The following is a 22,315-nucleotide window of genomic DNA, read 5'->3' as shown; positions in this document are numbered from 1 at the left end:
ACGATGGCGACGACTGCAGGCAAGACGATGATGGCCCTGGACCTTACCCCGGTGGACCCGCTTCCCGAGGCGACGCAGAAATACTTCGACATCTGCCAGGACAAGCTCGGCATGGTGCCAAATGTGCTGCGCGCCTATACCCATGACATCACGAAACTGAACGCCTTCACGGCGATGTACAACGACCTCATGCTGGGCGAGTCCGGCCTGACCAAGCTCGAGCGCGAGATGATTGCGGTGGTCGTGTCATCGGTGAACAAGTGCTGGTATTGCCTCGTCGCCCATGGTGCGGCCGTGCGGCAACTGTCGGGGGACCCGAAGCTCGGAGAGGCCATGGTCATGAACTTTCGCGCCGCCGATCTTGATGCCCGCCAATCCGCCATGCTCCATTTCGCCGAAAAGCTGACCGAGACGCCGGCGAAGATCGACGACGGGGACCGGCAGGCCTTGCGCGACGCGGGATTTTCGGACAGGGACATCTTCGACATTGCGAGCGTGGCCGGGTTTTACAACATGTCCAACCGGGTCGCTGCCGCCACGGATATGCAACCGAACGACGAATACCACGCCCTCGCGCGTTAGACCCCCATGACGCTTCGCCATCTGATCGCCCTCGCCTTGCTCGCGGCGCCGCCCGCGGCGGCGGATGTGCGGTTGCCTGACGGGGCGGTGCTGCGGTCGGAAACGGTCGAACAATCCGGCACATATGCCCTGCCCATCGGGGCGCACAACGGTGACAGCCTCCCGGTCGTGCGCGCGGCCGGGACCATCATGCGACAGGCCTGGCGCATCGGGGGCACGGGACAGTCGAGCTACCAGTTGCTCGTGACCCTGCGCCAGCAGTTGATCGACGACGGCTACGACATTCTTTTCGAGTGCGACCAGAAGAGCTGCGGCGGCTTCGATTTCCGCTTCGACACCGACGTGATCCGCGAGCCCGAAATGCATGTCGACCTTGGCGATTATCAGTTCGTCTCGGCCCATATGCCGGGCGACAGCGGCGAATACGCGTCGCTCCTCGTCTCACGTTCGGCCAGCGCCGGCTTCGTGCAGGTGATCCGCGTGAGCCGCAACGACCTGCGCCCCGGCACCACCGTCGCGGCGTCCATGGGACAGGCTGCCGCGCCCGAAGAGCCCCAAACGCAGGTGGCCCCCGGTACCGCTCCGCCCGCCGACGTCGGGGCAGCCATGGAACAGGTGGGCCGCTTCGTCCTCTCGGACCTGCGCTTTGAAACCGGCTCGTCCGCGCTCGGTGACGGGCGTTACGACAGCCTCGCATCGCTGGCCGGGTACCTGAAGGCCAATGCGACGAAGCGCGTCGCGCTCGTCGGCCATACGGATGCGGAGGGGTCGCTGGCGGCGAATATCGCGGTCTCGAAACGACGGGCGACGAGCGTGCTGGAACGTCTGGTCACCGACTATGGCGTGCCCGCATCGCAACTCGAGGCCGAAGGCATGGGCTACCTCGCGCCGCTGGCCTCCAACCAGACCGAAGAAGGTCGGACTCTGAACCGCCGCGTCGAGGCGATCCTCGTCAGCACCGAGTGACGGTCACTTCCCCATTTTCGCCATCTGCCTCTGGATGAAGCGGATCGCCCAGGCCGGTGCGAGACGGACGAGACGGAAGAGCATCTTGGCGTCCGAGCCGACAAGGATGTGCAGTTTCCCGGCTTCGATCCCGTCCAGTATGATCTTCGCCGCATCCGGCGCCGACGTCATCTGCGCGCTGGAGGCATCGGCCGAGCCGCGCATTTCGATACCCGAGTTGCCCGCGATGTTCGTGTTCACCGCGCCGGGCATCACGACCGACACGCCAAGCGTCGTGTCGACGGTCTCGGCATAGATGCCTTCGGTCATGAGCTTCACGGCCGCCTTCGTTGCGGAGTACATGGTCTGACCCGGGAAGGGGATGAACCCGCCCATGCTGGCCACATTTACCAGATGCGCCTCGGGGCGCGAGAGGAGCCCCGGCAGGAATGCCTTTGTCATGTTGATCGGTCCCGACAGGTTCACCGCGATGAGCCGGTCGATCACCTCCATCTCCAGATCCGCGAAATCGACGAAGGGCTGGATGATGCCTGCGTTGTTGATCAGGACATCCACGGGGCCAAGCCGTGCCTCGATCGCCGCAGGCAAGGCCAGAACCGCCTCGCGATCCGCGATGTTGGCTTCGTGCAGCGAGAGCCTGTCGCCCGCCCCGGCGATTTTGGCGGTCTCGGCAAGACCCTCCATCCGAAGGTCCACCGCCGCGACCTTTGCGCCACGCGCCAGACAGGCGAGGGCAAGTTCCCGTCCAATGCCGCTGCCGGCGCCAGTCACGACGACGGTTTTCCCACTGAGCTCCATGTGATCCTCGTTGCGTAACAGCTTTTCGCTCCTACGAATGCACAGGAGGGAATGAGCGTCAATTGACGGGAGTGACGCATCCCTGCGGCGTCAGACAATGGGCGGCCTTTGTCTGACAATAGAAAAGGAGCGCCGCAGGCTGCCACCCGCTTGGCGCTCCAGTTGCCTAAGTGTTCAGGCTGGGGAAATTCGCTGTGCCGGTGTTACCAGCTGTCGGGGCCTTTTTCCTGAAAGGCGGTCACGAGGAAGTCGATGAAGGCGCGCACCTTGGGCTGGGTGAAACGGCCCGGCGGGTAGACGGCATAGATGCCGACCACATCCTGAGGCAGGTCGGGTATCGCGTCCTCGACCAGCCCTTTTTCAAGAGCGTCGGCATAGAGGAAGGACGGCAGGTAAGCGATGCCAAGGCCGGCGATGGCGGCATTGAGAAGCGATTGCCCGTCGTTCACGGAAAGCCAGCCGGCCGTGCGGACCTGACGCACCTCGCCCGAGGGGGCCGGAACCTTCCAGACGTTCCCCGACGATTGCGAAGAATAATGCAGAAGCTTGTGTTCGTTCAGATCGTCGATCCGCATCGGGCGCCCGTATTTCTGGAAGTAATTCGGGCTGCCCACCATGCGACGCGTGGTTTCCGCGATCTTGCGGGCGCGCAGGGAGCTGTCTTCCATCTCGCCCACCCGGATGGCCATGTCGAAGCCTTCCGAGATGAGTTCGACGTAGCGATTGTTCAGCACCATGTTCACGTTCACGTCCGGGAAGTCCTGAAGGAACTGTCCAAGGACGGGCGAGAGGTGATTCACGCCGAAGTCGGTGTTGACGGAAATCCGCAACAGACCCGAGGGCGCGGATTGCATGGAGGTGACGAGGGCATCGGCCTCACCCGCATCGTTCAGCACCCTGCGGGCGCGATCATAGTAGGCCAGACCGATTTCGGTCGGCGACACGCGGCGCGTCGTGCGGTTGAGAAGCCGCGCGCCGAGGCGGGCTTCGAGAGAAGAGACGTGCTTGGAGACGGCGGACTTTGAGATCCCCATTTTCTTCGCCGCGTCCGTAAAGCCGCCCTGGTCCACGACGGTGGCGAAGGCTTCCATTTCGGTCAATCGGTCCATTTCAGGTCTTTCTACAGTCATCGCCCCAACACGGAATTGTATCGCGGCGAAATCGGGCAGGACTGTGGAAGGCACGGGTCGAAACCGGGGTCATTCGACGGATTGGATAAGGCGCGGAAACGGCGGTGAGGGCAAAACGGCCAGCTTGGCTCGCCGTCTGGCGCTCTGCCCCGTGTTGATATGGCATGCGGCGCGGTGTAGGGCGTGACGCGACAGTGAACGGGGCCAAGGAGCGAGGGCCGGGCGTGGACCATTTTCTCTACAAGGACGGCGTGCTGCATGCCGAGGACGTCTCGATCCCCGATATCGCGCGGGTCGTGGGAACACCGTTCTATCTTTATTCAGCGGCGACGCTGCGGCGCCATTTCGAGGTCTTCGATCAGGCGCTGTCCGGCATGGACCACCTTGTCTGCTACGCGATGAAGGCCAATTCGAACCTCGCCGTCATCAAGCTCCTGTCGGATATGGGCGCCGGAATGGATGTCGTGTCGGGCGGCGAGTATCGCCGTGCCATCGCGGCGGGCGTGCCGGGCGACCGGATCGTGTTCTCGGGCGTCGGCAAGACGCGCGAGGAGATGAGGCTGGCGCTTACCCACGGGATCCGCCAGTTCAACCTCGAGAGCGAACCCGAAATGCGGGCATTGTCGCAGGTGGCGAGCGAGTTGGGCGTCGAAGCCCCGGTCACGGTGCGCGTGAACCCGGATGTGGACGCCAAGACCCATGCCAAGATCGCCACCGGCAAGAGCGAGAACAAGTTCGGCATCCCGATCGCGCGGGCGCGCGAGGTCTATGCCGAGATCGCCGCCCTGCCCGGCCTGCGCGCCGTGGGCATCGACGTGCACATCGGGAGCCAGCTCACGGATCTCGCGCCTTTCCGCGCGGCCTTCGAGAAGGTCGCGGCGCTGACCGAGGTGCTGCGCGCGGACGGGCACGAGATCATCCGCCTCGATCTGGGCGGCGGTCTGGGCATTCCTTATGAACGCTCGAACGAAGTGCCGCCGCTGCCGTCGGACTACGGTCAGGTCATTCGCGAGACCGTCGGGCACCTGGGATGCGAGGTCGAGATCGAGCCCGGGCGACTCATCGCGGGAAACGCGGGCCTGATGGTGGCGTCCGTCATCTATCTCAAGCATGGCGAAGGCCGGGATTTCCTGATCCTCGACGCGGCGATGAATGACCTCGTGCGCCCGTCGATGTACGACGCGCACCACGACATCGTCCCGGTGATCGAAGCCGATGTCGGCGTCGATCAGGTGCCGCATGACATCGTCGGCCCAGTCTGTGAAACCGGCGACACCTTTGCCAAGGCGCGAAACCTGCCGCCGCTGAAAGACGGCGATCTGGTCGCGTTTCGCTCGGCAGGAGCCTACGGCGCGGTGATGGCGAGCGAATACAACTCGCGGCCCCTGATCCCCGAAGTGCTGGTCGACGGCGACCATTTCGCGGTGATCCGCCGGCGTCCGACCTTCGACGAGATGCTGGCCCGGGACGAAATTCCCGAGTGGCTTTGAGATATTGCGCCGCTTGCTGACGCAGGCGACGCGAAGCCGGGAGGGCGCTGCCCTCCCGGACCCTCCCGGAGATATTGGGGAAAGATGGAAGCAGGGGCGCGGGCGCGCGGACCTGAGCGGCTTTCCATCACTTTGCGGTCATACCTGCGTGTGAGCCTTTGACGCCTGACACGGGCGCGCTAGGGTTCGGGCGTGATGTCCGGTGCCAGGATCCGGACGCTGACTCGCGAAAGGCCCGGATGGACCGTTACGACAGCCTGCCCAATGATGCCCTTGCCCGTGTGAAGCGGGCACTCCGCCTGACGCGGGCCGGCATGTATCTGGAGCGCCTTCTGCGCGCCTTCTGGCCGCTCCTGACCGTCCTGTTCTTTGCACTCGCCTGGATGTTCTCGGGGCTGTCCGCCGTTGCGCCGATGTCACTGATGCGCGGCATTGCGGTTGTCGTGGCGACCACGGGGCTCGCCGCTCTGGTCTATGGCTTCGCGCGCTACCGCGCGCCGACGAAGGCCGAAGCCCTTGCCCGTCTTGATGCGAGCCTGCCCGGCGCACCCATTGCCGCGCTGTCGGACGCGCAGGCGATCGGTGCCGCGGACCCGGCCTCCCGCGCAGTCTGGGAGACGCACCTCGCCCGCATGGCGGCGCGGCTCGATGCCGCGAAGGGCCAGGCGCCAAAACCCGATCTCGCGCCGCGCGATCCTTTTGCCTTCCGGCTCATGGCGATGGTTGCCCTGGTCGTGGCCGTTCTTTTCGGCGTGCGGGCGGCGGGGCCGGGTCTCTCGGGACTGGTGCCGGGTTCCGGGGAGGAGGTCGCGCAGGCCTCCTGGGAGGGGTGGATCGAACCTCCGTCCTATACCGGCAAGCCGACCCTCTATCTTGGCGACCAGGCGCCCGGATATCTCGAAGTGCCCGAAGGCAGCCGGATCACCCTGCGCCTTTACGGGATCATCGACGAGATCGACATCACCGAGACTTGGTCGGACGAGCCCGCGACGGAACCGATGCCGACGCGGCTCTTCACCGTGGACGAAGATGGCGCACTGACGATCAACGGGGACACCTGGGATATCGCGGCGCTCGACGACGCGGACCCGGCCATTACCTTCGACGGGGACCTGACCCGGTCGATCGGCGGCGAAATGCAGCAGGGGTTCATCGCGACCGACGACTATGGCGTGGCCACCGGTCAGGCGCGGGTGGACCTGAACCTCGACGCCGTCAGCCGAGACTTCGGCCTTGCCGCCACACCGGAGCCGCGCGAGGCGATCGTCGTCGACCTTCCCATGCCCTTCCGTGGGTCGCGGGAAGAGGTCCGTGAGATCCTTGTCGAGAACTTCGCCGAGCACCCCTGGGCGGAACTGCCGGTGCGGGTGACCCTGACCGCCGTGGATGCCGCCGGTCAGACAGGTGACAGCGCGCCGATGGAAATGGTCCTGCCGGGGCGTCGGTTCCTGAACCCCATTGCGCGCGCGGTGATCGAACAGCGGCGGGATATCCTTTGGTCCATCGACAACGCGGCCTCCTCGGCACGGCTCCTGCGGGCGGTGTCGAACCGGCCCGCCGGGTTCTTCCCGAAGGAAAGCCAGGCGCTTGTGCTGCGCGCGAGCGTCAACGCGATGGAGGAGAACGATTTCAATCCGTCGGTCCGCGACGAGGTGGCGCAAGCGCTCTGGGATCTGGCCATCGAGCTTGAGGAAGGCGCGCTGAACGACGCGCTGGAGCGGCTGCGTCGGGCGCAGGAGCGGCTTCAGGAAGCGATGCGGCAGGGTGCCACGCCGGACGAGTTGTCGGAGCTTATGGACGAGCTGCGCGAAGCGATGCGCGACTACATGCAGCAACTGGCCGAAAACGCCCAACCGCAGGACGGCACGGACCAGCCCGATCAGGGCGAAACCATGGAGATGACCCAGCAGGACCTGCAGGACATGATGGACCGCATCGAGGAGTTGATGCGCGAAGGGCGGACGGAGGAAGCCGCGCAGATGCTCCAGATGCTCCAGCAGATGATGGAGAATATGCAGATGACCCAGGGCCAGGGCGGCGAGGGTCAGCAATCTCCGGGTCAGCAGGCGATGCGCGGATTGCAGGACACCCTGCGCGAACAGCGGGACCTGTCGGACGACACCTTCCAGGAACAGCAGGGCAATCCCGGACAGCAGCAGGGTCAGCAACAGGGACAAGGCCAACAGCAGGGTCAGGACCAGCCGGGCGAGGGCCAAGGCCAGCAGCAGGGCGAGAACCAGCCAGGTCAGGGTCAGGACGGCGACCTCGCTGGACGCCAGCGCCAGCTTCAGGGCCAGTTGCAGCGTCAGCGCGACAATCTGCCGGGCGCGGGCACCGAAGAAGGCGACGCGGCGCGCGATGCGCTCGACCGGGCCGGGCGCGCGATGGACGAGGCGGCCGAGGCGCTGCGTGACGGCAACAACTCGGAGGCGCTCGATCGGCAGGCCGAAGCGATGGAAGAAATGCGCGAGGGCATGCGCAATCTCGAGGACGCGATGCGGCAGGAAGCCCAGAACCAGCAGGGCGACCAGCAACAGCAGGGCGGCCAGGGTGACCAGCGCGGCGGTCCCGACGGACGCGACCAGCGCGACCCGCTGGGCCGGGAGGCCGGCGAACGCGGGGCGCTGGGGTCCGACAGCCCGCTGGCCGATGGCGAAGACGTCTACCGCCGGGCCGAGGAACTCATGGAAGAGCTGCGCCGGCGCTCAGGCGAAACGGAACGGCCGCAGGTCGAGCGCGATTATCTCGAACGCCTGCTCGATTTCTTCTGACCGTTTGGGATCCCGTCCACAGGGCGATACGCCACGCGGCGCATCATTCTAGAGCGGGACGACCGGTTGCCGAATGACGGTGCGCAGCTTTTCCGGGGCCGCGCGGCGTGGGTCGGAGAGGTAAATCTCGTGGTGAGGCTGGCCAAATGTCACCTGCGCTTCCGGCATGACCTCTTCATGCAGGCGCACCAGGGTCGGACCTTCATCGCTGTAGGGGCCGATGTGTACCGTCTGGAAGCACTCGCCTTCGATCAGATTGATCAGCGAGACCCCGGTTACGCCCTTTTCCTCCGCCGCCTTCCCGACGTCCGAGGCTTCCACGAAGTCCGGCATCCGAATGAGCGCCTGCCAATGCCATTCGTCCCGGCGTCCTTCGCCAAAAGCGCTTGGGTCGTCGGCCCACCATTGCGTCGAGAGGGGCGGGACCACGAAATCCCGGCCCTCGGCCTTCTTCGCGAACTTCACGCCATAAGCCACGGGATAGAGCCGTTCCATCGCCGCCGCATAGGCTGCATCTTCCGGCGCGCCTTGCCCGCTCACAGAGAGATAGCGGCAAGGCGGGATCGTCACCCGCGCCCACTCGCCCGGCTTGCCACCGTAATAGGTCTTGTCGGTCTTCTTCAGGTCGAGCTTGTCGGTCATGATGTCCTCTCATGATAGGTCAGCGCCCCGAGTATGAGGGGCGCGAGGGCCGTGCCGTCCAGATCTTCCACGTCGTCGAACAGAACCGCCCGTGTGCCTTCGGTCCGGAAGGCGGCGCCCGTCCGGTCCCGGAAGGTGTCGATGAGCGGGGTCCGGCAGTGGGTGAAGAGCGCGAGTCCCCGGCCATCCCGTGGCACCCCGATCCGGAGCGAGCATCCTTTCGGCGCGACGAAGGCCGCTGCCCCCAGCGAATGGCCTCCTCGACTGCAATGCTGTTCTCGGCCGCCACTTGCAGGATCAGGGCGCGCAGCGCGGCGAGCCCCTGCGCCGCATCACTCATGCCAGCGGCATCCCGATCAGCGTCACGAGCGTTTCGGGCGCCGTGTCCATCGGCGTGTTGACGTAGAGCTCCCAAGGCGGTCCGTCGCGCGGCACCTCGCCCGAACCGGGAAGCCAGTCGGCGTAGAGATACTGATAGGCCGCCGCAAGCCCCGTGTAGGGCCCCACATGGCGCAGGACCGCATGTTTTCCACCCAGCAGACGCAGCTCTTCCAAAGGTGGCGCGATCTCGACCCCTTCGGCAATCTCGAACCCGGCGGCGCTCTCCAGATCCTCTTCCGCCACGTTCTGCGGATCGCTGAAGTAGACGCCGAGCATCGCCCCAAGGTTCGGTCCCATTCCACGCGCCATGACGGTGGTTCCCGCCTTGTCGAAGGCCTGCCCGATCCCGAGATAGGAACCCCTGTGGGACACGACCGCGAGACGCCGGTCCGGTTCGTCGGTGATTTGCACGTCATACATCTGCGTCACTCCTTGTTTGCCAAGCCGCAGTGGAGGCAACGGCGTCCCATGTGCGCGAAATTCCGCGGGCGTGCGACCGAACCCCTCCCGGAAGGTCCGCGCAAAGCTTTTCGGGTTCGGGTATCCGACCGTGGCAGCGATCTCGGCCACGGTCCTGTCCGTTGTCAGTAGCAGGATTCCCGCCCGGTGCAGCCGCACCCGCCGGATGAAGACGGCAATGGATTCGCCGGTGATTGCCGTGAACACGCGGTGAAAATGGAACCGCGACAGGGCCGCGACGTCAGACAGGGCGTCGAGCGACAGGTCGCCGTCCAGATGCTCGTAGACATAGTCCAGAACCCGGAGCAATCGCTGATCATAGTCATTGGCCATGCCGTCTTCCGCCTTCTTGCTGCCCCGCAGACATGCCACGGGTCGGGGTCACAAATCTTGCCGAGTTGCAATCAGCCCCTTCCCCACCTTATATCGGGCCAAACCACGTTGAGGCATCCGATGACCAACTATCTCGACTTCGAAAAGCCGCTTGCTGAGATCGAAGGCAAGGCCGAGGAACTCCGCGCCATGGCGCGGGCGAATGCCGAGATGGATGTGGAAGGCGAGGCAAAGGCGCTCGACCGCAAGGCCGAGCAGATGCTCAAGGACCTCTACAAGGGCCTGACCCCCTGGCGCAAATGCCAGGTTGCGCGTCATCCCGAGCGGCCCCACTGCAAGGACTATATCGAAGCGCTCTTCACCGAATACACGCCGCTGGCCGGTGACCGGAACTTCGCCGACGACCACGCGGTGATGGGCGGTCTCGCGCGGCTGGGCGATCAGCCGGTCGTGGTGATCGGCCTGGAAAAGGGCCACGACACGAAGAGCCGCATCGAGCGGAACTTCGGCATGGCCCGGCCCGAAGGCTACCGCAAGGCGATCCGGCTCATGGACCTTGCCGACCGCTTCGGCCTTCCGGTCATCGCACTCGTGGACACGTCGGGCGCCTATCCCGGCAAGGGCGCGGAAGAGCGTGGCCAGTCCGAGGCCATCGCGCGCTCGACGCAGAAATGCCTGTCGCTGCGGGTGCCGCTGATTTCGGTGATCATCGGCGAGGGCGGTTCAGGCGGCGCGGTGGCTTTCGCATCGGGCAATACGGTCATGATGCTCGAGCATTCGGTCTATTCGGTGATTTCGCCCGAAGGCTGCGCCGCGATCCTGTGGAAGGACGCCGAAAAGATGCGCGAAGCCGCCGAGGCGCTGCGGCTGACCGCTCAGGACCTCAAGTCGCTGGGCGTGATCGACCGGATCATCCCGGAGCCCGTGGGCGGTGCCCATCGCGGCCGGAAGGATACCATCGCCGCTGTCGGGCAGGCCATCGAGACCGAGTTGAAGGCGCTCGCCAAGAAAAAGCCCGACGCGCTGCGCAAATCCCGTCGCGAAAAGTTCCTCTCCATGGGGTCCAAAGGTCTGGCAGCCTGACCGGGGCTTTCTACCACATCGTATCTTTTGCCCGCGCGGCCCAATCGAGGTCGTAGCCTTCGCCGTCCACCTCGCCCTTCGTCGCGTCCCGCAGCATCTCACCCATGGTGGGAAGCCCGGCGCTCTCGTCCGCGCCCGACCAAAGACCCGCACGCATGATCGCGCGGGCACATTGTGCATAAACCTCGGTGACCGAGATCACGGTGCAGGTCTGCGGGTGCTTGCCCTGCTGCTCGAAGCTTGCACAAAGCGCCGCGTCGTCGGTGACCATGGCCTGCCCGTTCACACGCACCACATTGCCCGAGCCGGGCACGAAGAACATCACCGAGATGCGCCCGTCGCGAACGATATTGCGCAGCGTATCGAGCCGCTTGTTGCCCCGCCAGTCCGGCAGCACCAGCGTCACGGGATCGACGATCCGCACGACGGGACCATCGTTCCCCCGCGGCGAAGTGTCGGTTCCTTCCGGCCCGGCGGTCGAGACCACGCAGAATCGCGAGGCTTCGATCCAGCGACGATAGGCTGGCGTGAGATGCGCGGTCACCTTGCGGATCGCCGCGTCCGAGGGTTTGGCGGTATCGTAGATCGCTTCCAGCGATGCGATATCCTCAATCCGCCGCATGAATGTCAGGGTCGAACCCCGCCTCCCGCATCAGACGGTTCGAGTTCTCCTCGATCACCTGTTCCAGCTTCATCGTAAAGGCGGTCACCTCCAGCCCCGGCTCGATGGGATCAAGAAACTCGACCACGGCCAGACCGGGTTTGCGCAGGATTCCGTGGCGCGGCCAGAAGACACCCACGTTGGTGGCCGCCGGAATGGCGGTCTGTCCCGAGCCGGAATAAAGCGCCGCGGCCCCCACCTTGTAGGGTTTCTTGGCCCCGGCGGCGACCCGCGTGCCTTGCGGGAAGATGATTAGCTGTCCCGGTCGCGATCGCCCCGAGGCGACATCGGCGAGCATCTGCTTCACCGCCGCGCCCCGCTTGCCCCGGTCGACCGGCACGCAACCGATGGCCTTGGCGTAATAGCCAAGGACCGGCGCCCATTTGAGCTGCTTCTTCATGATGAATTTCGGACGCGGAACCGCCGAGACGATCAGGATGATGTCGAAGAAGCTCTGATGCTTGGAGCAGATCAGGACCTCGTCGGTCGGCACTGTCCCCCGGATTTCCGAGCGCAGGCCGACGATGTGATGAGCAAGCCAGCGCACCGTCTTGGTGTAATGATCCACCGCGACATAGGCCATGTCCCGATTGATCAGCGTGGGGATGAAATAGGCGATCCCCATGACCCCCATCACCACATACATGAGAGCGATGAACAGTAACGACCGAAGCCATTGCATCAGGACAATTCCCGTAACGTGACCAGCGCCGCGCGACGGGTCGCGGCGAAAGCGACCAGCGCGGCGAGGACCGGAATAGCGAGAGGCAGGAGCCAATGCCAGCCCCGGAACCCGAGGCCGGTCAGGAAACCACCTCCGACGTCCGCCGAGGGCAGGAGCAGGATCATTACCGTGCCCACGAGGGTCCCGATGGCCGACCCCGCGAGCGCGCGCAGCGTGAAGCGCCGAACGAAGGCTCCGGCGATATAGCTGTCCATCGCGCCGACGAGGCGCAGCACATGGATGACCTGCGCATTTGCGGCAAGGGCGGCATTGGCCGCGAGCGTGATCATGGCCCCCGTCGTGGCGGCAATGAGGACGATCGAGATCGCGCCCAGCCCGCGCAGACGCGAAGCGGCACGCACCAGCGGCTCGCGCCACCGCGTATGGTCGTCCAGCACCGCGCCGGGCGCTTCACCGGCAAGCCGCTGACGCAGCCCGTCGGAATCGTAGCCCTCCCCCTCTTCGATCACTTCGATGAGCTTGGGCACGGGCAACGTGTCGATCGGCAGGTCGGGCCCGAACCAGGGCTCGAGGAGCGCGCGCTGTTCCTCGTCGGTCAGCACACGGGCATTGGCGATGCCGGGGGTGGTTTCGAGCACCGACATGACGGCCAGCACCTGTTGTTCGACTTGCCCATCCGGCGCAGAGACACGAATGGTGGAGGATTGCGCCAGCGCCTCGCCCCAGCGGTCGGCAAGCCGCCCGGTGGCCAGAGACAGCGCGAGTGCGAAGACCGCGAGGAACGCCATCGCACCCGAGGCGAAGAGCGTAAGGCGCGCGGTGAAGCCGGTGGGCGGCACGACCCGGTCGGCCTGGGCATCGCCGCCGATGAGCGCGAGCAGCGGGGTGAGGAAACGCTCGATCACAGGTCCGCCCCCGCCAGTTGCACCCGGTTGTTGGAGATCCGCAGCACCCGCGCCTGCACCTGCCCGCGAGCCTGCCGGATCAGGTTCATGTCATGGGTCGCAATGAGCACCGTCTTGCCCATGCGGTTGAGTTCGACCAGGAGCTGGAGAAGCCTGAGCGACATCTCCCAATCGACGTTGCCCGTCGGTTCATCGGCCAGGATGACCTCGGGTGACATGATCACGGCACGGGCCAGCGCGGCCCGCTGGCGTTCGCCGCCCGACAGTTCGGGGGGAAGCGCCTCGATCTGACCCGATAGCCCCACCCAGCCCAGAAGGTCGTCAAGGTCGGCCATATCCGCCTTGTTGCCCGACACCATGAGCGGCAGCGCAACGTTTTCGGCAAGGGACAGATGGTCGAGAAACTGCACGTCCTGATGGACGACGCCGATCCGGCGGCGCGTCTCGGCCACGTCGTCGCGCGTCATCTGGCGCACGTCCTGATCGAACAGCATCATCCGCCCGCTCGTCGGCACAAGCGCGCCGTAGCACAGCTTCATCAGCGTGGTCTTGCCGGCCCCTGAGGGCCCGGTGAGAAAATGGAACGATCCCGGCGCGAGCTTTAGCGAAATATCCGCGAGAAGCGGGCCGCCTCCGCGATAGCCATAGGAGACTTCCTGAAACTCGATCACTTGACGCCCCCTTTTGGCCTCCCCGTTCGGCTCTGCACAGTTTTGCCCCACAGGTCAGATTGTTGCAACGGCGCGATTGCAATGGTTTGATTCTTCATGATTTGCTCCCCATAGTATGGCCAAATGGCAGGTGCTTCGCCTGCCACGACAAAATGCGAGAGCGGGGGATCAGGGCGAATGCGGTTGGTATGCCCGAATTGCGGTGCGCAATACGAGGTCGATGATCGCGTGATCCCCGAGGGTGGGCGTGACGTCCAATGCTCGAATTGCGGGCACGCATGGTTCCAGCGCCCGGCGAACTGGGGGGTCGGTGACGCGGACGATGCCGGCTCGGAGCCAGCGCCGCTGCCCGAGGACGATCACGCCGACTATGTCGACGCGGACGAAGACGACGACGATCTGCCAGAAGACATCACCGACGAGCCGCCGCATCCTGCGCCGCCCCGTCGCCCGATGTCGGACAACGTACGCGACATCCTCGAAACCGAAGCCCAGCGCGAGCTGGACGCCCGGTCGCGCGAAAGCGTGGAGGTGCAGGAGGAGCTTGGCATAGGCGCCTACGGCGACCCGGAAGCCGAACGTCGCCGGATCGCGCGTGAACGGATGGCCCGCATGCGCGGCATCGAAGAGGGCGAGACCCTCGAACCCGAGGTCGAGCCGGAACCCGAACCGGAGCCCGAGCCGGCCACGCTGGCCGAACGGCGCGGGCGCGAGGTTTTCCCCGACATCGAAGAGATCAACTCCACCCTCGACGGAAACCGGGGGACCGACCACAGCGACCCGGCGCCCACCCCCGAGATCAGCGAATTTGCCCAGAAGGGGTCGTCCGGCTTCCGGCGCGGTTTCTCAGCCGTCCTGATCCTCGCGGCACTGGCGCTGGGGCTCTACCTGCTCGCGCCGAGGATCGTCGACCTCCTGCCGGCAAGCGCAGGGATCATGGCGCAATATGTCGACCTCGTGAACGGGTTCATCGCCTGGATCAATGCGATGGTGGTCGACGCCGTCGCACGTTTGGAAAGCGCGGCACAGGCCAGTTGACCTGGGGTCGGCGCCCGCCCGGCAGGGACCGGACGGGCAGTGTTGCGTTTACGCTCCGGAGATCAGTTCCGCCTGTTTCACGATCACCTCGGCCTGCTTGATCGACGCGATGTCGACCAGCCGGCCCTTGTAGACCGTCGCGCCCGCGCCGGTCGCCTTGGCTTCTTCCATCGCGGCGAGGATTTCGCGCGCTTCGGCCACCTTGGCCTCGGATGGCGTGAAGACCTGGTTGGCCAGCGCGATCTGTTTCGGGTGGATCGCCCATTTCCCGACCATGCCGAGCGTGGCAGAGCGCAGCGACTGCGCGATAAAGCCGTCGTCGTCCGAGAAATCGCCAAAGGGCCCGTCCACCGGCAGAAGCCCATGCGTCCGGCAGGCCGCGACGATGGCGGTCTGCGCCCAGTGCCACGGATCCGACCAGTACTTCTGGCCCTCGCGGAGCATGTAGTAGTCTTCCTGCGTGCCGCCGATCCCGGTGGTCTGCATGCCCATCGAGGCCGCGAAATCGGCCGCACCCAGAGACATGGCGACCAGCCGGGGCGAGGCCGCCGCGATTTCCTCCACATGGGCGATGCCTGCCGCGCTTTCGATAATGACCTCGAAGTTGATCGGCTTGGTGCGGCCCTTGGCGCGCTCGATCGCCGTCACCAGAGCATCGACGGCATAGATGTCACCCGCGCACCCCACCTTCGGGATCATGATCTGGTCAAGCCTGTCGCCTCCCTGTTCGAGCACATCGACCACGTCGCGATACCAATAGGGGGTGTCGAGACCGTTGATACGCACCGAGAGCGTCTTTTTCCCCCAGTCCACGGTGTTGATCGCCTCGATCACGTTGGCGCGGGCCGTGTCCTTGTCCGAGGGCGACACCGAGTCCTCCAGATCGAGGTTGATCACATCCGCGTCGGAGGCTGCCATTTTCGCGAAGAGCTTGGTGTTCGAGCCGGGGCCGAAGAGCTGGCAGCGGTTCGGACGGGCCGGAGCGGCGGGCTGGATTCGGAAAGACATGATCGCCTCGCAAGTTTGTTACGTCCAATTCGCGATCCGGGATAGATTATTGCGCAAGAGATGCCAAGCGATTCTCGCAGGTGCAGCAGATGGACGCCGCGTTGCGGCATAGGGTGATCCGATACCTGCAAAAAAATTCGACGAAAACCCACTTCTGCGCGAAGACCGTGCAAAAATCCGCGCTCCTGCAACCGAAATCGCGAGGCAATCGTTAGGAAGGTCAGCCATCCTGCCCCTGACAGTGGAGTGAAGCATGATACAGACCCCCTACCTACTTTTTCTCGGCGATGCGCCGGATGGACTCGCCGCCAAGGTCGCGCAGGGCATCAAGGACTGGCGTCCGGACAATGCCGTCGGCCAGTTCCGCATGGAGGGCTGCAAGGCCGACATGAAACTGCCCGACATGACGCTGGACGAGGCGAAAGCCGCCGGAGCGAAGACGCTGGTCATCGGGGTCGCGAACCGGGGCGGCGTGATTTCGCAGGCCTGGAAGCGCGTGCTGATCGACGCGCTGGAAGCGGGCTTCGATATCGCTTCCGGGCTGCACAACCTCCTGCGCGACGAAGCCGACCTTGTGGAGGTCGCCAAGACTTTTGGCCGGACGCTGCACGACGTGCGGGTGCCCTCGGTGAAATATCCGATCGCGAATGGCGAGAAACGGCGCGGCAAGCGTTGTCTCGCCGTGGGCACCGATTGTTCAGTGGGCAAGATGTATACAGCGATGGCAATGGACGCCGAGATGAAGGCGCGCGGCCTCAAGTCGAGTTTCCGCGCCACCGGCCAGACCGGCATCCTCATCACCGGCGACGGCGTGCCACTCGATGCCGTGATCGCGGATTTCATGGCGGGGTCCATCGAGTGGCTCACGCCCGACAACGACGACGACCATTGGGACATGATCGAGGGGCAGGGCTCGCTCTTTCACGTCAGCTATTCCGGCGTGACGCTGGCGCTGGTGCACGGCGGCCAGCCCGATGCACTGATCCTCTGCCATGAACCGACCCGCGACCATATGCGGGGCCTGCCGAGCTACAAGCTGCCGTCGCTCGAGACACTGCGCGACACCGCGCTGCCGCTGGCGCGGGTCGGAAACCCGGCCTGCGAGGTGGTCGGGATCTCGGTCAACACCCAGCACATGAGCGAGGAGGAGGCGAAGGTCTATCTCGCAAAGGTCGAGGCCGAGATGGGCCTGCCCGCGACCGATCCCTACCGCTTTGGCTCGGCCAGGCTGGTAGATGCGCTGGTCGCGCTCGGCTAAGGTCACGCGCGTGGCAGCGGCAGGCAGCGGGGGTTTCACACCCCCGCACCCCCGTGAGGTATTTGTGAAGCAGTGAAGGAGCAGCCGATGCACCTGTCCGTGACGTCCGAGAGTTTTCCCTTGGCCGAGGTCTTTACCATTTCGCGGGGGTCCAAGACCCATGCGGATGTGCTGACCGTGCGGCTGTCGGACGGGACGCACAAGGGCTGGGGCGAATGCGTGCCCTACAAGCGCTATGGCGAGACGCTGGACAGCGTGACGGCGGAGATCGAGGGGCTGCCCGAGGAATTCGACCGGGCGTCGCTGATGGACTTGCTGCCTGCCGGGGCCGCCCGCAACGCCGTGGATTGCGCGCTCTGGGACCTCGAGGCGAAACGCGCCGGCAAGCGGGCGTGGGAACTCGCCGGGCTGACGAAGCCCGGGCCGGAGATCACCGCCTACACCCTGTCCCTGGGCGAGCCTGACGCGATGGAGGCGGCCGCGCGCAGGCACGCCCATCGCCCGCTCCTCAAGATCAAGCTCGGCACGCCCGACGACATGGCACGGCTCGAAGCCGTGCGCCGGGGCGCGCCCAGATCGCGGATCATCGTGGATGCGAACGAAGGCTGGAGCGCGGAGGTCTATGCCGATCTCGCGCCGCATCTGGTGCGTCTCGGCGTGGCGCTGGTGGAACAGCCCCTGCCCGCCTCTGATGACGAGGCGCTCCTCGGAATGGAGCGTCCGGTGCCGGTCTGCGCCGACGAAAGCGCACATGACACTGCGAGCCTTGCCGCGCTCAAGGGCAAATACGACGTGGTCAACATCAAGCTCGACAAAACCGGCGGTCTGACCGAGGCATTGCGCCTGCGCGAGGCGGCGCTGACGGAGGGCTACGGGATCATGGTCGGCTGCATGGTCGGCACGAGCCTCGCCATGGCACCCGCGGTGCTCGTCGCGCAGGGCGCGATGGTGACGGACCTTGACGGGCCGCTTCTGCTGGCCCAAGACCGCCCGGAACCTTTGCAATTCGACGAGGCCGGGGTCCATCCGTCCTCGCCCAGCCTCTGGGGATAGGAGTCCGAACATGAGCCGAACCGTTTACGTCAATGGCGAGTACCTTCCCGAGGAAGAGGCGAAGGTCTCGATCTTCGACCGGTCTTTCCTTATGGCCGATGGCGTCTACGAGGTGACCTCCGTCCTTGGCGGCAAGATCATCGACTTCTCCGGCCACATCGCGCGGCTCGAACGCTCGCTGGGCGAGCTCGACATGCAGAAGCCCGCGGCCTTTGACGACCTGCTCGAGATTCACCGTGAGCTTGTCCGACTGAACGAGATCGACGAAGGCATGATCTATCTTCAGGTCAGCCGCGGCTCCGCCGGCGACCGCGATTTCGTGTTCCCAGACCCGGAGAAAGTGAAGCCGACGCTGGTGCTCTTCACCCAGAACAAACCCGGCCTCGCCGACAGTCCGGCGGCCAAGACGGGCCTCAAGGTCATTTCCATCGAGGACATGCGCTGGGCGCGCCGCGACATCAAGACGGTCCAGCTTCTCTACCCCTCCATGGGCAAGATGATGGCCAAGAAGCAGGGCTGCGACGATGCCTGGCTGGTCGAGGACGGCGTGGTGACCGAAGGCACCTCGAACAACGCCTATATCGTCAAGAACGGCACGATCATCACGCGGGAACTGTCCACACATATCCTGCATGGGATCACCCGCGCCGCCGTGCTCCGCTTCGCCAGGGAAGCGCAGATGACGGTGGTGGAACGGCCCTTCACTATCGAAGAGGCACAGGACGCCGACGAGGCCTTCATCACCTCGGCATCCACCTTCGTGCTGCCGGTGGTCGAGATCGACGGTGCTGCGATCGGCACCGGGGCACCGGGCCCCATGGCGGCCCGTCTGCGCGAGATTTACCTCGAAGAAAGCCGCAAAGCCGGGGTCTGACCCTGATTTAACTTGATTTTTGGCCGTCCCTCAGGCCTGCTGTATACGAGGCGACACCTTGTGACAGGCCCGGCACCTAGACCGGACAGGGGGACGACATGCGGGTAATCGGGGCAGCATTCGTGCTGATCGTCGGGATAGGCGGTCTCGCGCTCTGGAGCGCGCAGCATCAGGCACCACGGATCGAGGACGAAATCCGCGCCGCCGCGGGCGGTGTCGTCACGGGTGCCATCCATCCCATGGCGGTCACCGTATCGGGTCGCGACATCTCCCTCTCGGGCACCGCCGATACGCCCGAGGAGCTTGGCGTCATCAAGGACGCGCTGGACGAGGTTGACGGGCGTCGGGTCGTGGACACGGCGGACGTGACAGTGCTTCCTGTCGCCGCGCCCTATGACAGTGCCATCGCCAAGGGGGCGGACGGCAGCATCGCCGTGACCGGAAACGCGCCCAGCGCTGCCCTTGCCGAGACACTCGCGGCACAGGGCGTGCCGGGGGCAGACACCCTTCCGCTTGCCTCCGGTGCGCCGGAGGGTTGGTCGGGAGCGATGCTGGCCGGGCATGCGGCGCTGGCGGTCCTCGACGAGGGGTCTTTCGCGCTGGCCGGGACCTCGGCCATCTTGTCGGGCCTCGCCAAGACCCCGGAAGAGGCGAAAGCCGCCGCCGTCGCGCTCGAGGCGCTGCCGGAAGGTTTCGAGCGGCTTGTGTCGATCGACGTGCGCGACACCGGTCAGGTGGCCTTCGACCTGCGCTATGATGCGGCGGAGGGGATCGTGGTGAACGGCGCGGTGCCCGAGACGCTGGGCGTCGATGGCCTGCGCGAGAGCCTTGGCGGGTTGGACACCGGCGGCGATGTGACGCCGACCTACGGGACGTTTGCCGGGCTCGACGCCCGTCTTGAGGCCCTGTCCACGGTCTTGCCCGACCTGAACTGGCTGTCGTTGCGGGTCGAAAATGGCGCGATGTTCGCCGAAGCCGAGGCCGCGCCCGGACTTGGTCCGGCGCAGGTGGCCGAGGCGTTGAAGGCCGCGCTGAACACGCAGGACATCACGGTCAGGGGCGGCGAGGCCCCCCAGGACGGCGCGACGCGCACCAACGCCGCCACCGGCGCTTCGGAAGTCGCGAGCGCGGGCTACTGGCTCACGCTCCCGGACCTCGAGGTCTCGCGGGCCAATTGCACCACGAAGGCTCAGACCATCCAGGCTGGCCGGACCATCGGCTTCGTCTCGGGGTCCGCGCAGATCGACGCCGCCTCCATCGCTGTCGTGAACGATCTGGCGGGGCTGCTTCTCCTCTGCACAAAGGGCATGGGAATGCAGGTCCAGATCGGCGGACACACCGACGATCTGGGGGACGAGATGGAGAACTACCGCTTGTCCATTGCCCGCGCGAATGCGGTGCGCGACGCAGTGGTCGCGCGCGGTGTGCCTGCGAACAAGGTGCAGGCCTTCGGCTATGGCGCGACCGAGCCGGTGGCCGACAATGCGACAGACCAAGGCCGCGCCGCGAACCGCCGCACGACCTTTACCTGGCCCTGAGGGGCGACGAACAGCCAAACAGTCATGAGGCAGAAATGTTCACCAACTGGGGTTTTCTCCTTTCCGAAATGGCAGTGCTCCTGGCGCTCGCCGCCGGAGTCGGCCTGATCGCAGGCTGGATTCTCTGGGGCAGGCGGAGCGCACCCGACACCAGCCAGGAATCGCGTCTCCTGGCCGACCTCGCCGCCTGTCGGAGGGCGGGGGAGGAGAAATCGGCACGAATTGCGGAACTCGAGGATCGACTGGCAGCGGCGAAAGCGGATCGCGGGGCTTCCGCGCCGGCGTCCGACACTGGTGAATTGACGCAGGCTCATCCCGAGCGGACTCACGCGACCATGCCCACCACCCTCGACGCCCCGCGCGGCGACCGGCCCGACGACCTGACGCTCATTCGCGGTGTAGGTCCCAAGCTCATGGCAATGGTGAACGGCCTGGGGTTCTATCACTTCGACCAGATCGCCGCCTGGACTCCGGCGGAAGTCGCCTGGGTCGACGAAAACCTGACCGGCTTCAAGGGCCGGGTGAGCCGCGACAACTGGGTCGAACAGGCGACGATCCTCGCGACGGGCGGCACGACGGAGTTTGCCAACCGGCAGCGCGCGAAGGACGATTGATCAGTCCAGAACCGTGACGCCCTTTTCGGGATGCTTGCGGTAATGGTCCAGGCGCGCGTCGATCCCGCCGACGTGGAGCTCCAGCTTGTGGCCGTCCGGATCGAGCAGATAGGTCGACGCCCCTTCGCTGACGTTGTCCTGCCAGAGCGTTGCATCCACGCCGAGTCTCTCGACCAGCAGCGGGAAATCTTGCTCGGACACGTCGAAAGCGATGTGGCTATAGTCTCCGCGCACGTCCACCCTGGGCGCTAGACTCAGACAAAGCCAGAGCGCGCCGGAGGTGAGATAGGCCCCTTCGGACCAGACCGCCCGCAGCCGCAATCCAAGCCGATCGCGATAGAACGCCACCGACCGGTCGAGGTCGGTAACGGCAAGGGTGATATGGTTGACGCCGGTGATCGCCATGGGGCCACCGTGACCGCCCGGCGCCATCGGCGCAAGATCAGTCAAACCGCCAGCTCGAGGCCGTGACGCCACCGAAGATGTCGTCTTCGTGGTAGGTCCGGGTGGCCGTCGCACCCTCGGCCGCGCCGAGCGCCACGAAGAGTGGCACGAGGTGATCCTCCTGCGCGTGGCAGATGCGTGCGTAGGGCGCCGTTTCCCAATCCACGAGCGCCTCGGTGCGAGCGTCAGGTGCCGCATCGAGCGTCTTGCCCAGCCAGTCGTCGAAGGCCATCGACGGCGCCTTGGCCTGCGGACCGAAGTTGCGCAGATTATGGTAGGACAGCCCCGACCCGACGATCAGGACGCCTTCGTCGCGCAGCGGTGCAAGTGCGCGGCCGATCGCAAAGTGCTGCTCGGGCGAGTAATTGGCGAGAAGCGAAACCTGATAGACCGGGACCTGTGCCTCGGGATACATGATATAGGCGGGCACGAAGGTGCCGTGGTCGAAGCCCTGCGTCTCGTCGAGCGTCACGTCGAACCCGGCGTCGCGGATCAGCTCTGCGGTCCGTTCCGCAAGCTCGGGCGCACCCGGGGCGGGATAGGTGATCTGGTAGGTGTGCGGCGGGAAGCCGAAATAGTCGTATTCCATCGGCGGCTTCGCGGCATGCATCACGCGCACCTCGTCGGCTTCCCAATGACCGGAGATCATGAGAATCGCTTTGGGCGGTTCGGGAAGTTCGTCGGGCATCGCCGCGAGTGATCGTTCGAGCTTGGCGAAGCCCCGGCGCATGTCGGGGATCCACGGCCAGGGGCCGCCGCCGTGGGAAATGAAATAGGTGGGCATCCGGGTCATGATGGGTTCCTTTCCGTTGGCACCAATCTAGTGCCGTTATCGCCGCACAGAAGATGGTATTTCCCAACAGTTTCTGTGCAATTATTGGCAGACTTCACGCGTCACAAAGCGTTTGTCTTTCCGGTGCTCGCGCACCAT

The 22,315-nt window shown here is 65.4% G+C and carries 23 protein-coding genes; 11 read left to right on the top strand and 12 right to left on the bottom strand.

The window, feature by feature from the left end:
• The first annotated feature begins 3 nt into the window (after positions 1–3).
• Positions 4–582, top strand: coding sequence for a peroxidase-related enzyme (locus tag KJP29_RS05315; protein WP_218462528.1), 579 nt, complete (start codon positions 4–6; stop codon positions 580–582).
• A gap of 6 nt (positions 583–588) precedes the next feature.
• Positions 589–1,548, top strand: coding sequence for an OmpA family protein (locus tag KJP29_RS05310; RefSeq protein ID WP_218462527.1), 960 nt, complete (start codon positions 589–591; stop codon positions 1,546–1,548).
• A gap of 3 nt (positions 1,549–1,551) precedes the next feature.
• Here KJP29_RS05310 and KJP29_RS05305 read toward each other — a convergent pair whose 3' ends face one another.
• Together KJP29_RS05305 and KJP29_RS05300 are read right to left on the bottom strand one after the other, a co-directional pair.
• On the bottom strand, positions 1,552–2,346 hold the full coding sequence (locus KJP29_RS05305) for an SDR family oxidoreductase (protein ID WP_218462526.1): 795 nt from the start codon (positions 2,344–2,346) through the stop codon (positions 1,552–1,554).
• 203 nt (positions 2,347–2,549) lie between these two features.
• Positions 2,550–3,455, bottom strand: a complete 906-nt coding sequence (locus tag KJP29_RS05300) for a LysR family transcriptional regulator (RefSeq protein ID WP_218462525.1) — start codon at positions 3,453–3,455, stop codon at positions 2,550–2,552.
• 245 nt (positions 3,456–3,700) lie between these two features.
• Between KJP29_RS05300 and lysA the strand changes: the two genes are divergently transcribed.
• Complete coding sequence (lysA, locus tag KJP29_RS05295) at positions 3,701–4,966, top strand: diaminopimelate decarboxylase (protein WP_218462926.1); 1,266 nt, start codon at positions 3,701–3,703, stop codon at positions 4,964–4,966.
• 239 nt (positions 4,967–5,205) lie between these two features.
• Complete coding sequence (locus KJP29_RS05290) at positions 5,206–7,737, top strand: TIGR02302 family protein (RefSeq protein ID WP_218462524.1); 2,532 nt, start codon at positions 5,206–5,208, stop codon at positions 7,735–7,737.
• Positions 7,738–7,785: 48 nt separating this feature from the next.
• On the opposite strand, the gene KJP29_RS05285 is transcribed toward KJP29_RS05290, so the two are convergent.
• From KJP29_RS05285 to KJP29_RS05275, 3 genes are all read right to left on the bottom strand, one after another.
• The gene (locus KJP29_RS05285; protein WP_218462523.1) at positions 7,786–8,379 is read right to left on the bottom strand and encodes a GyrI-like domain-containing protein; all 594 of its coding nucleotides are present in this window, start codon (positions 8,377–8,379) and stop codon (positions 7,786–7,788) included.
• Positions 8,376–8,576, bottom strand: coding sequence for a hypothetical protein (locus tag KJP29_RS05280; RefSeq protein ID WP_218462522.1), 201 nt, complete (start codon positions 8,574–8,576; stop codon positions 8,376–8,378). The genes KJP29_RS05285 and KJP29_RS05280 overlap by 4 nt, the downstream gene beginning before the upstream one ends.
• 139 nt (positions 8,577–8,715) lie before the next feature.
• Complete coding sequence (locus KJP29_RS05275; RefSeq protein ID WP_218462521.1) at positions 8,716–9,552, bottom strand: GyrI-like domain-containing protein; 837 nt, start codon at positions 9,550–9,552, stop codon at positions 8,716–8,718.
• A 120-nt stretch (positions 9,553–9,672) separates the two neighbouring features.
• Here KJP29_RS05275 and KJP29_RS05270 point away from each other — a divergent pair, with 120 nt between their 5' ends.
• Entirely contained in the window at positions 9,673–10,635 is a 963-nt protein-coding gene (locus KJP29_RS05270; RefSeq protein ID WP_218462520.1) for an acetyl-CoA carboxylase carboxyltransferase subunit alpha, read from the top strand.
• A gap of 10 nt (positions 10,636–10,645) precedes the next feature.
• Here KJP29_RS05270 and KJP29_RS05265 read toward each other — a convergent pair whose 3' ends face one another.
• Genes KJP29_RS05265 through KJP29_RS05250 form a run of 4 tightly spaced genes read right to left on the bottom strand, consistent with a single transcriptional unit; the run spans position 10,646 to position 13,557 of the window.
• Positions 10,646–11,257, bottom strand: a complete 612-nt coding sequence (locus KJP29_RS05265) for a pyridoxamine 5'-phosphate oxidase family protein (protein ID WP_218462519.1) — start codon at positions 11,255–11,257, stop codon at positions 10,646–10,648.
• Entirely contained in the window at positions 11,244–11,978 is a 735-nt protein-coding gene (locus KJP29_RS05260; protein ID WP_218462518.1) for a 1-acyl-sn-glycerol-3-phosphate acyltransferase, read from the bottom strand. Before KJP29_RS05260 ends, KJP29_RS05265 begins: the two co-directional genes overlap by 14 nt.
• On the bottom strand, positions 11,978–12,883 hold the full coding sequence (locus KJP29_RS05255) for a cell division protein FtsX (protein ID WP_370630846.1): 906 nt from the start codon (positions 12,881–12,883) through the stop codon (positions 11,978–11,980). The genes KJP29_RS05260 and KJP29_RS05255 overlap by 1 nt, the downstream gene beginning before the upstream one ends.
• The gene (locus KJP29_RS05250; RefSeq protein ID WP_218462516.1) at positions 12,883–13,557 is read right to left on the bottom strand and encodes an ATP-binding cassette domain-containing protein; all 675 of its coding nucleotides are present in this window, start codon (positions 13,555–13,557) and stop codon (positions 12,883–12,885) included. Before KJP29_RS05250 ends, KJP29_RS05255 begins: the two co-directional genes overlap by 1 nt.
• A 177-nt stretch (positions 13,558–13,734) precedes the next feature.
• On the opposite strand from KJP29_RS05250, the gene KJP29_RS05245 reads away from it, so the two are divergent.
• Positions 13,735–14,595 carry a zinc-ribbon domain-containing protein gene (locus KJP29_RS05245; RefSeq protein WP_255553451.1) on the top strand — a complete coding sequence of 287 codons (861 nt, stop codon included), beginning with the start codon at positions 13,735–13,737 and terminating at the stop codon, positions 14,593–14,595.
• Between the two features lie 48 nt (positions 14,596–14,643).
• Here the strand turns inward: KJP29_RS05245 and KJP29_RS05240 are convergent, their stop codons facing one another.
• On the bottom strand, positions 14,644–15,603 hold the full coding sequence (locus KJP29_RS05240; protein WP_218462514.1) for an L-malyl-CoA/beta-methylmalyl-CoA lyase: 960 nt from the start codon (positions 15,601–15,603) through the stop codon (positions 14,644–14,646).
• A 253-nt stretch (positions 15,604–15,856) separates the two neighbouring features.
• Between KJP29_RS05240 and dgcN the strand changes: the two genes are divergently transcribed.
• The 5 genes from dgcN (at position 15,857) to KJP29_RS05215 (ending at position 20,940) form a co-directional block, all read left to right on the top strand.
• The gene (dgcN, locus tag KJP29_RS05235) at positions 15,857–16,861 is read left to right on the top strand and encodes an N-acetyltransferase DgcN (protein ID WP_218462513.1); all 1,005 of its coding nucleotides are present in this window, start codon (positions 15,857–15,859) and stop codon (positions 16,859–16,861) included.
• Positions 16,862–16,948: 87 nt separating this feature from the next.
• Positions 16,949–17,914: an N-acetyl-D-Glu racemase DgcA gene (gene dgcA / locus KJP29_RS05230; protein WP_218462512.1), complete on the top strand. Its 966-nt coding sequence runs from the start codon at positions 16,949–16,951 to the stop codon at positions 17,912–17,914.
• Positions 17,915–17,924: 10 nt separating this feature from the next.
• The gene (locus KJP29_RS05225) at positions 17,925–18,788 is read left to right on the top strand and encodes a D-amino-acid transaminase (protein ID WP_218462511.1); all 864 of its coding nucleotides are present in this window, start codon (positions 17,925–17,927) and stop codon (positions 18,786–18,788) included.
• Positions 18,789–18,886: 98 nt separating this feature from the next.
• Complete coding sequence (locus tag KJP29_RS05220) at positions 18,887–20,326, top strand: OmpA family protein (protein ID WP_218462510.1); 1,440 nt, start codon at positions 18,887–18,889, stop codon at positions 20,324–20,326.
• 35 nt (positions 20,327–20,361) lie between these two features.
• Positions 20,362–20,940 carry a hypothetical protein gene (locus KJP29_RS05215; protein ID WP_218462509.1) on the top strand — a complete coding sequence of 193 codons (579 nt, stop codon included), beginning with the start codon at positions 20,362–20,364 and terminating at the stop codon, positions 20,938–20,940.
• Here the strand turns inward: KJP29_RS05215 and KJP29_RS05210 are convergent, their stop codons facing one another.
• Complete coding sequence (locus KJP29_RS05210) at positions 20,941–21,345, bottom strand: VOC family protein (RefSeq protein WP_218462508.1); 405 nt, start codon at positions 21,343–21,345, stop codon at positions 20,941–20,943.
• 37 nt (positions 21,346–21,382) lie between these two features.
• Entirely contained in the window at positions 21,383–22,177 is a 795-nt protein-coding gene (locus KJP29_RS05205; protein ID WP_218462507.1) for a class III extradiol ring-cleavage dioxygenase, read from the bottom strand.
• Positions 22,178–22,315 lie beyond the last annotated feature (138 nt).

This window comes from Maritimibacter sp. DP1N21-5, from assembly GCF_019218295.1.
GTDB lineage: Bacteria > Pseudomonadota > Alphaproteobacteria > Rhodobacterales > Rhodobacteraceae > Maritimibacter.
Note: the sequence above shows the minus strand (reverse complement) of the source record. Positions and strands in the feature narration are given on the sequence as shown.

Bases quoted from the DNA above. Each gene is read 5' to 3' on its own strand.
- KJP29_RS05315 (WP_218462528.1), top strand. From the start codon at position 4: ATGGCGACGACTGCAGGCAAGACGATGATGGCCCTGGACCTTACCCCG.
- KJP29_RS05310 (WP_218462527.1), top strand. From the start codon at position 589: ATGACGCTTCGCCATCTGATCGCCCTCGCCTTGCTCGCGGCGCCGCCC.
- KJP29_RS05305 (WP_218462526.1), bottom strand. From the start codon at position 2,346: ATGGAGCTCAGTGGGAAAACCGTCGTCGTGACTGGCGCCGGCAGCGGC.
- KJP29_RS05300 (WP_218462525.1), bottom strand. From the start codon at position 3,455: ATGGACCGATTGACCGAAATGGAAGCCTTCGCCACCGTCGTGGACCAG.
- KJP29_RS05290 (WP_218462524.1), top strand. From the start codon at position 5,206: ATGGACCGTTACGACAGCCTGCCCAATGATGCCCTTGCCCGTGTGAAG.
- KJP29_RS05285 (WP_218462523.1), bottom strand. From the start codon at position 8,379: ATGACCGACAAGCTCGACCTGAAGAAGACCGACAAGACCTATTACGGT.
- KJP29_RS05275 (WP_218462521.1), bottom strand. From the start codon at position 9,552: ATGGCCAATGACTATGATCAGCGATTGCTCCGGGTTCTGGACTATGTC.
- KJP29_RS05270 (WP_218462520.1), top strand. From the start codon at position 9,673: ATGACCAACTATCTCGACTTCGAAAAGCCGCTTGCTGAGATCGAAGGC.
- KJP29_RS05265 (WP_218462519.1), bottom strand. From the start codon at position 11,257: ATGCGGCGGATTGAGGATATCGCATCGCTGGAAGCGATCTACGATACC.
- KJP29_RS05260 (WP_218462518.1), bottom strand. From the start codon at position 11,978: ATGCAATGGCTTCGGTCGTTACTGTTCATCGCTCTCATGTATGTGGTG.
- KJP29_RS05245 (WP_255553451.1), top strand. From the start codon at position 13,735: ATGCGGTTGGTATGCCCGAATTGCGGTGCGCAATACGAGGTCGATGAT.
- KJP29_RS05240 (WP_218462514.1), bottom strand. From the start codon at position 15,603: ATGTCTTTCCGAATCCAGCCCGCCGCTCCGGCCCGTCCGAACCGCTGC.
- dgcN (WP_218462513.1), top strand. From the start codon at position 15,857: ATGATACAGACCCCCTACCTACTTTTTCTCGGCGATGCGCCGGATGGA.
- dgcA (WP_218462512.1), top strand. From the start codon at position 16,949: ATGCACCTGTCCGTGACGTCCGAGAGTTTTCCCTTGGCCGAGGTCTTT.
- KJP29_RS05225 (WP_218462511.1), top strand. From the start codon at position 17,925: ATGAGCCGAACCGTTTACGTCAATGGCGAGTACCTTCCCGAGGAAGAG.
- KJP29_RS05220 (WP_218462510.1), top strand. From the start codon at position 18,887: ATGCGGGTAATCGGGGCAGCATTCGTGCTGATCGTCGGGATAGGCGGT.
- KJP29_RS05215 (WP_218462509.1), top strand. From the start codon at position 20,362: ATGTTCACCAACTGGGGTTTTCTCCTTTCCGAAATGGCAGTGCTCCTG.
- KJP29_RS05210 (WP_218462508.1), bottom strand. From the start codon at position 21,345: ATGGCGATCACCGGCGTCAACCATATCACCCTTGCCGTTACCGACCTC.
- KJP29_RS05205 (WP_218462507.1), bottom strand. From the start codon at position 22,177: ATGACCCGGATGCCCACCTATTTCATTTCCCACGGCGGCGGCCCCTGG.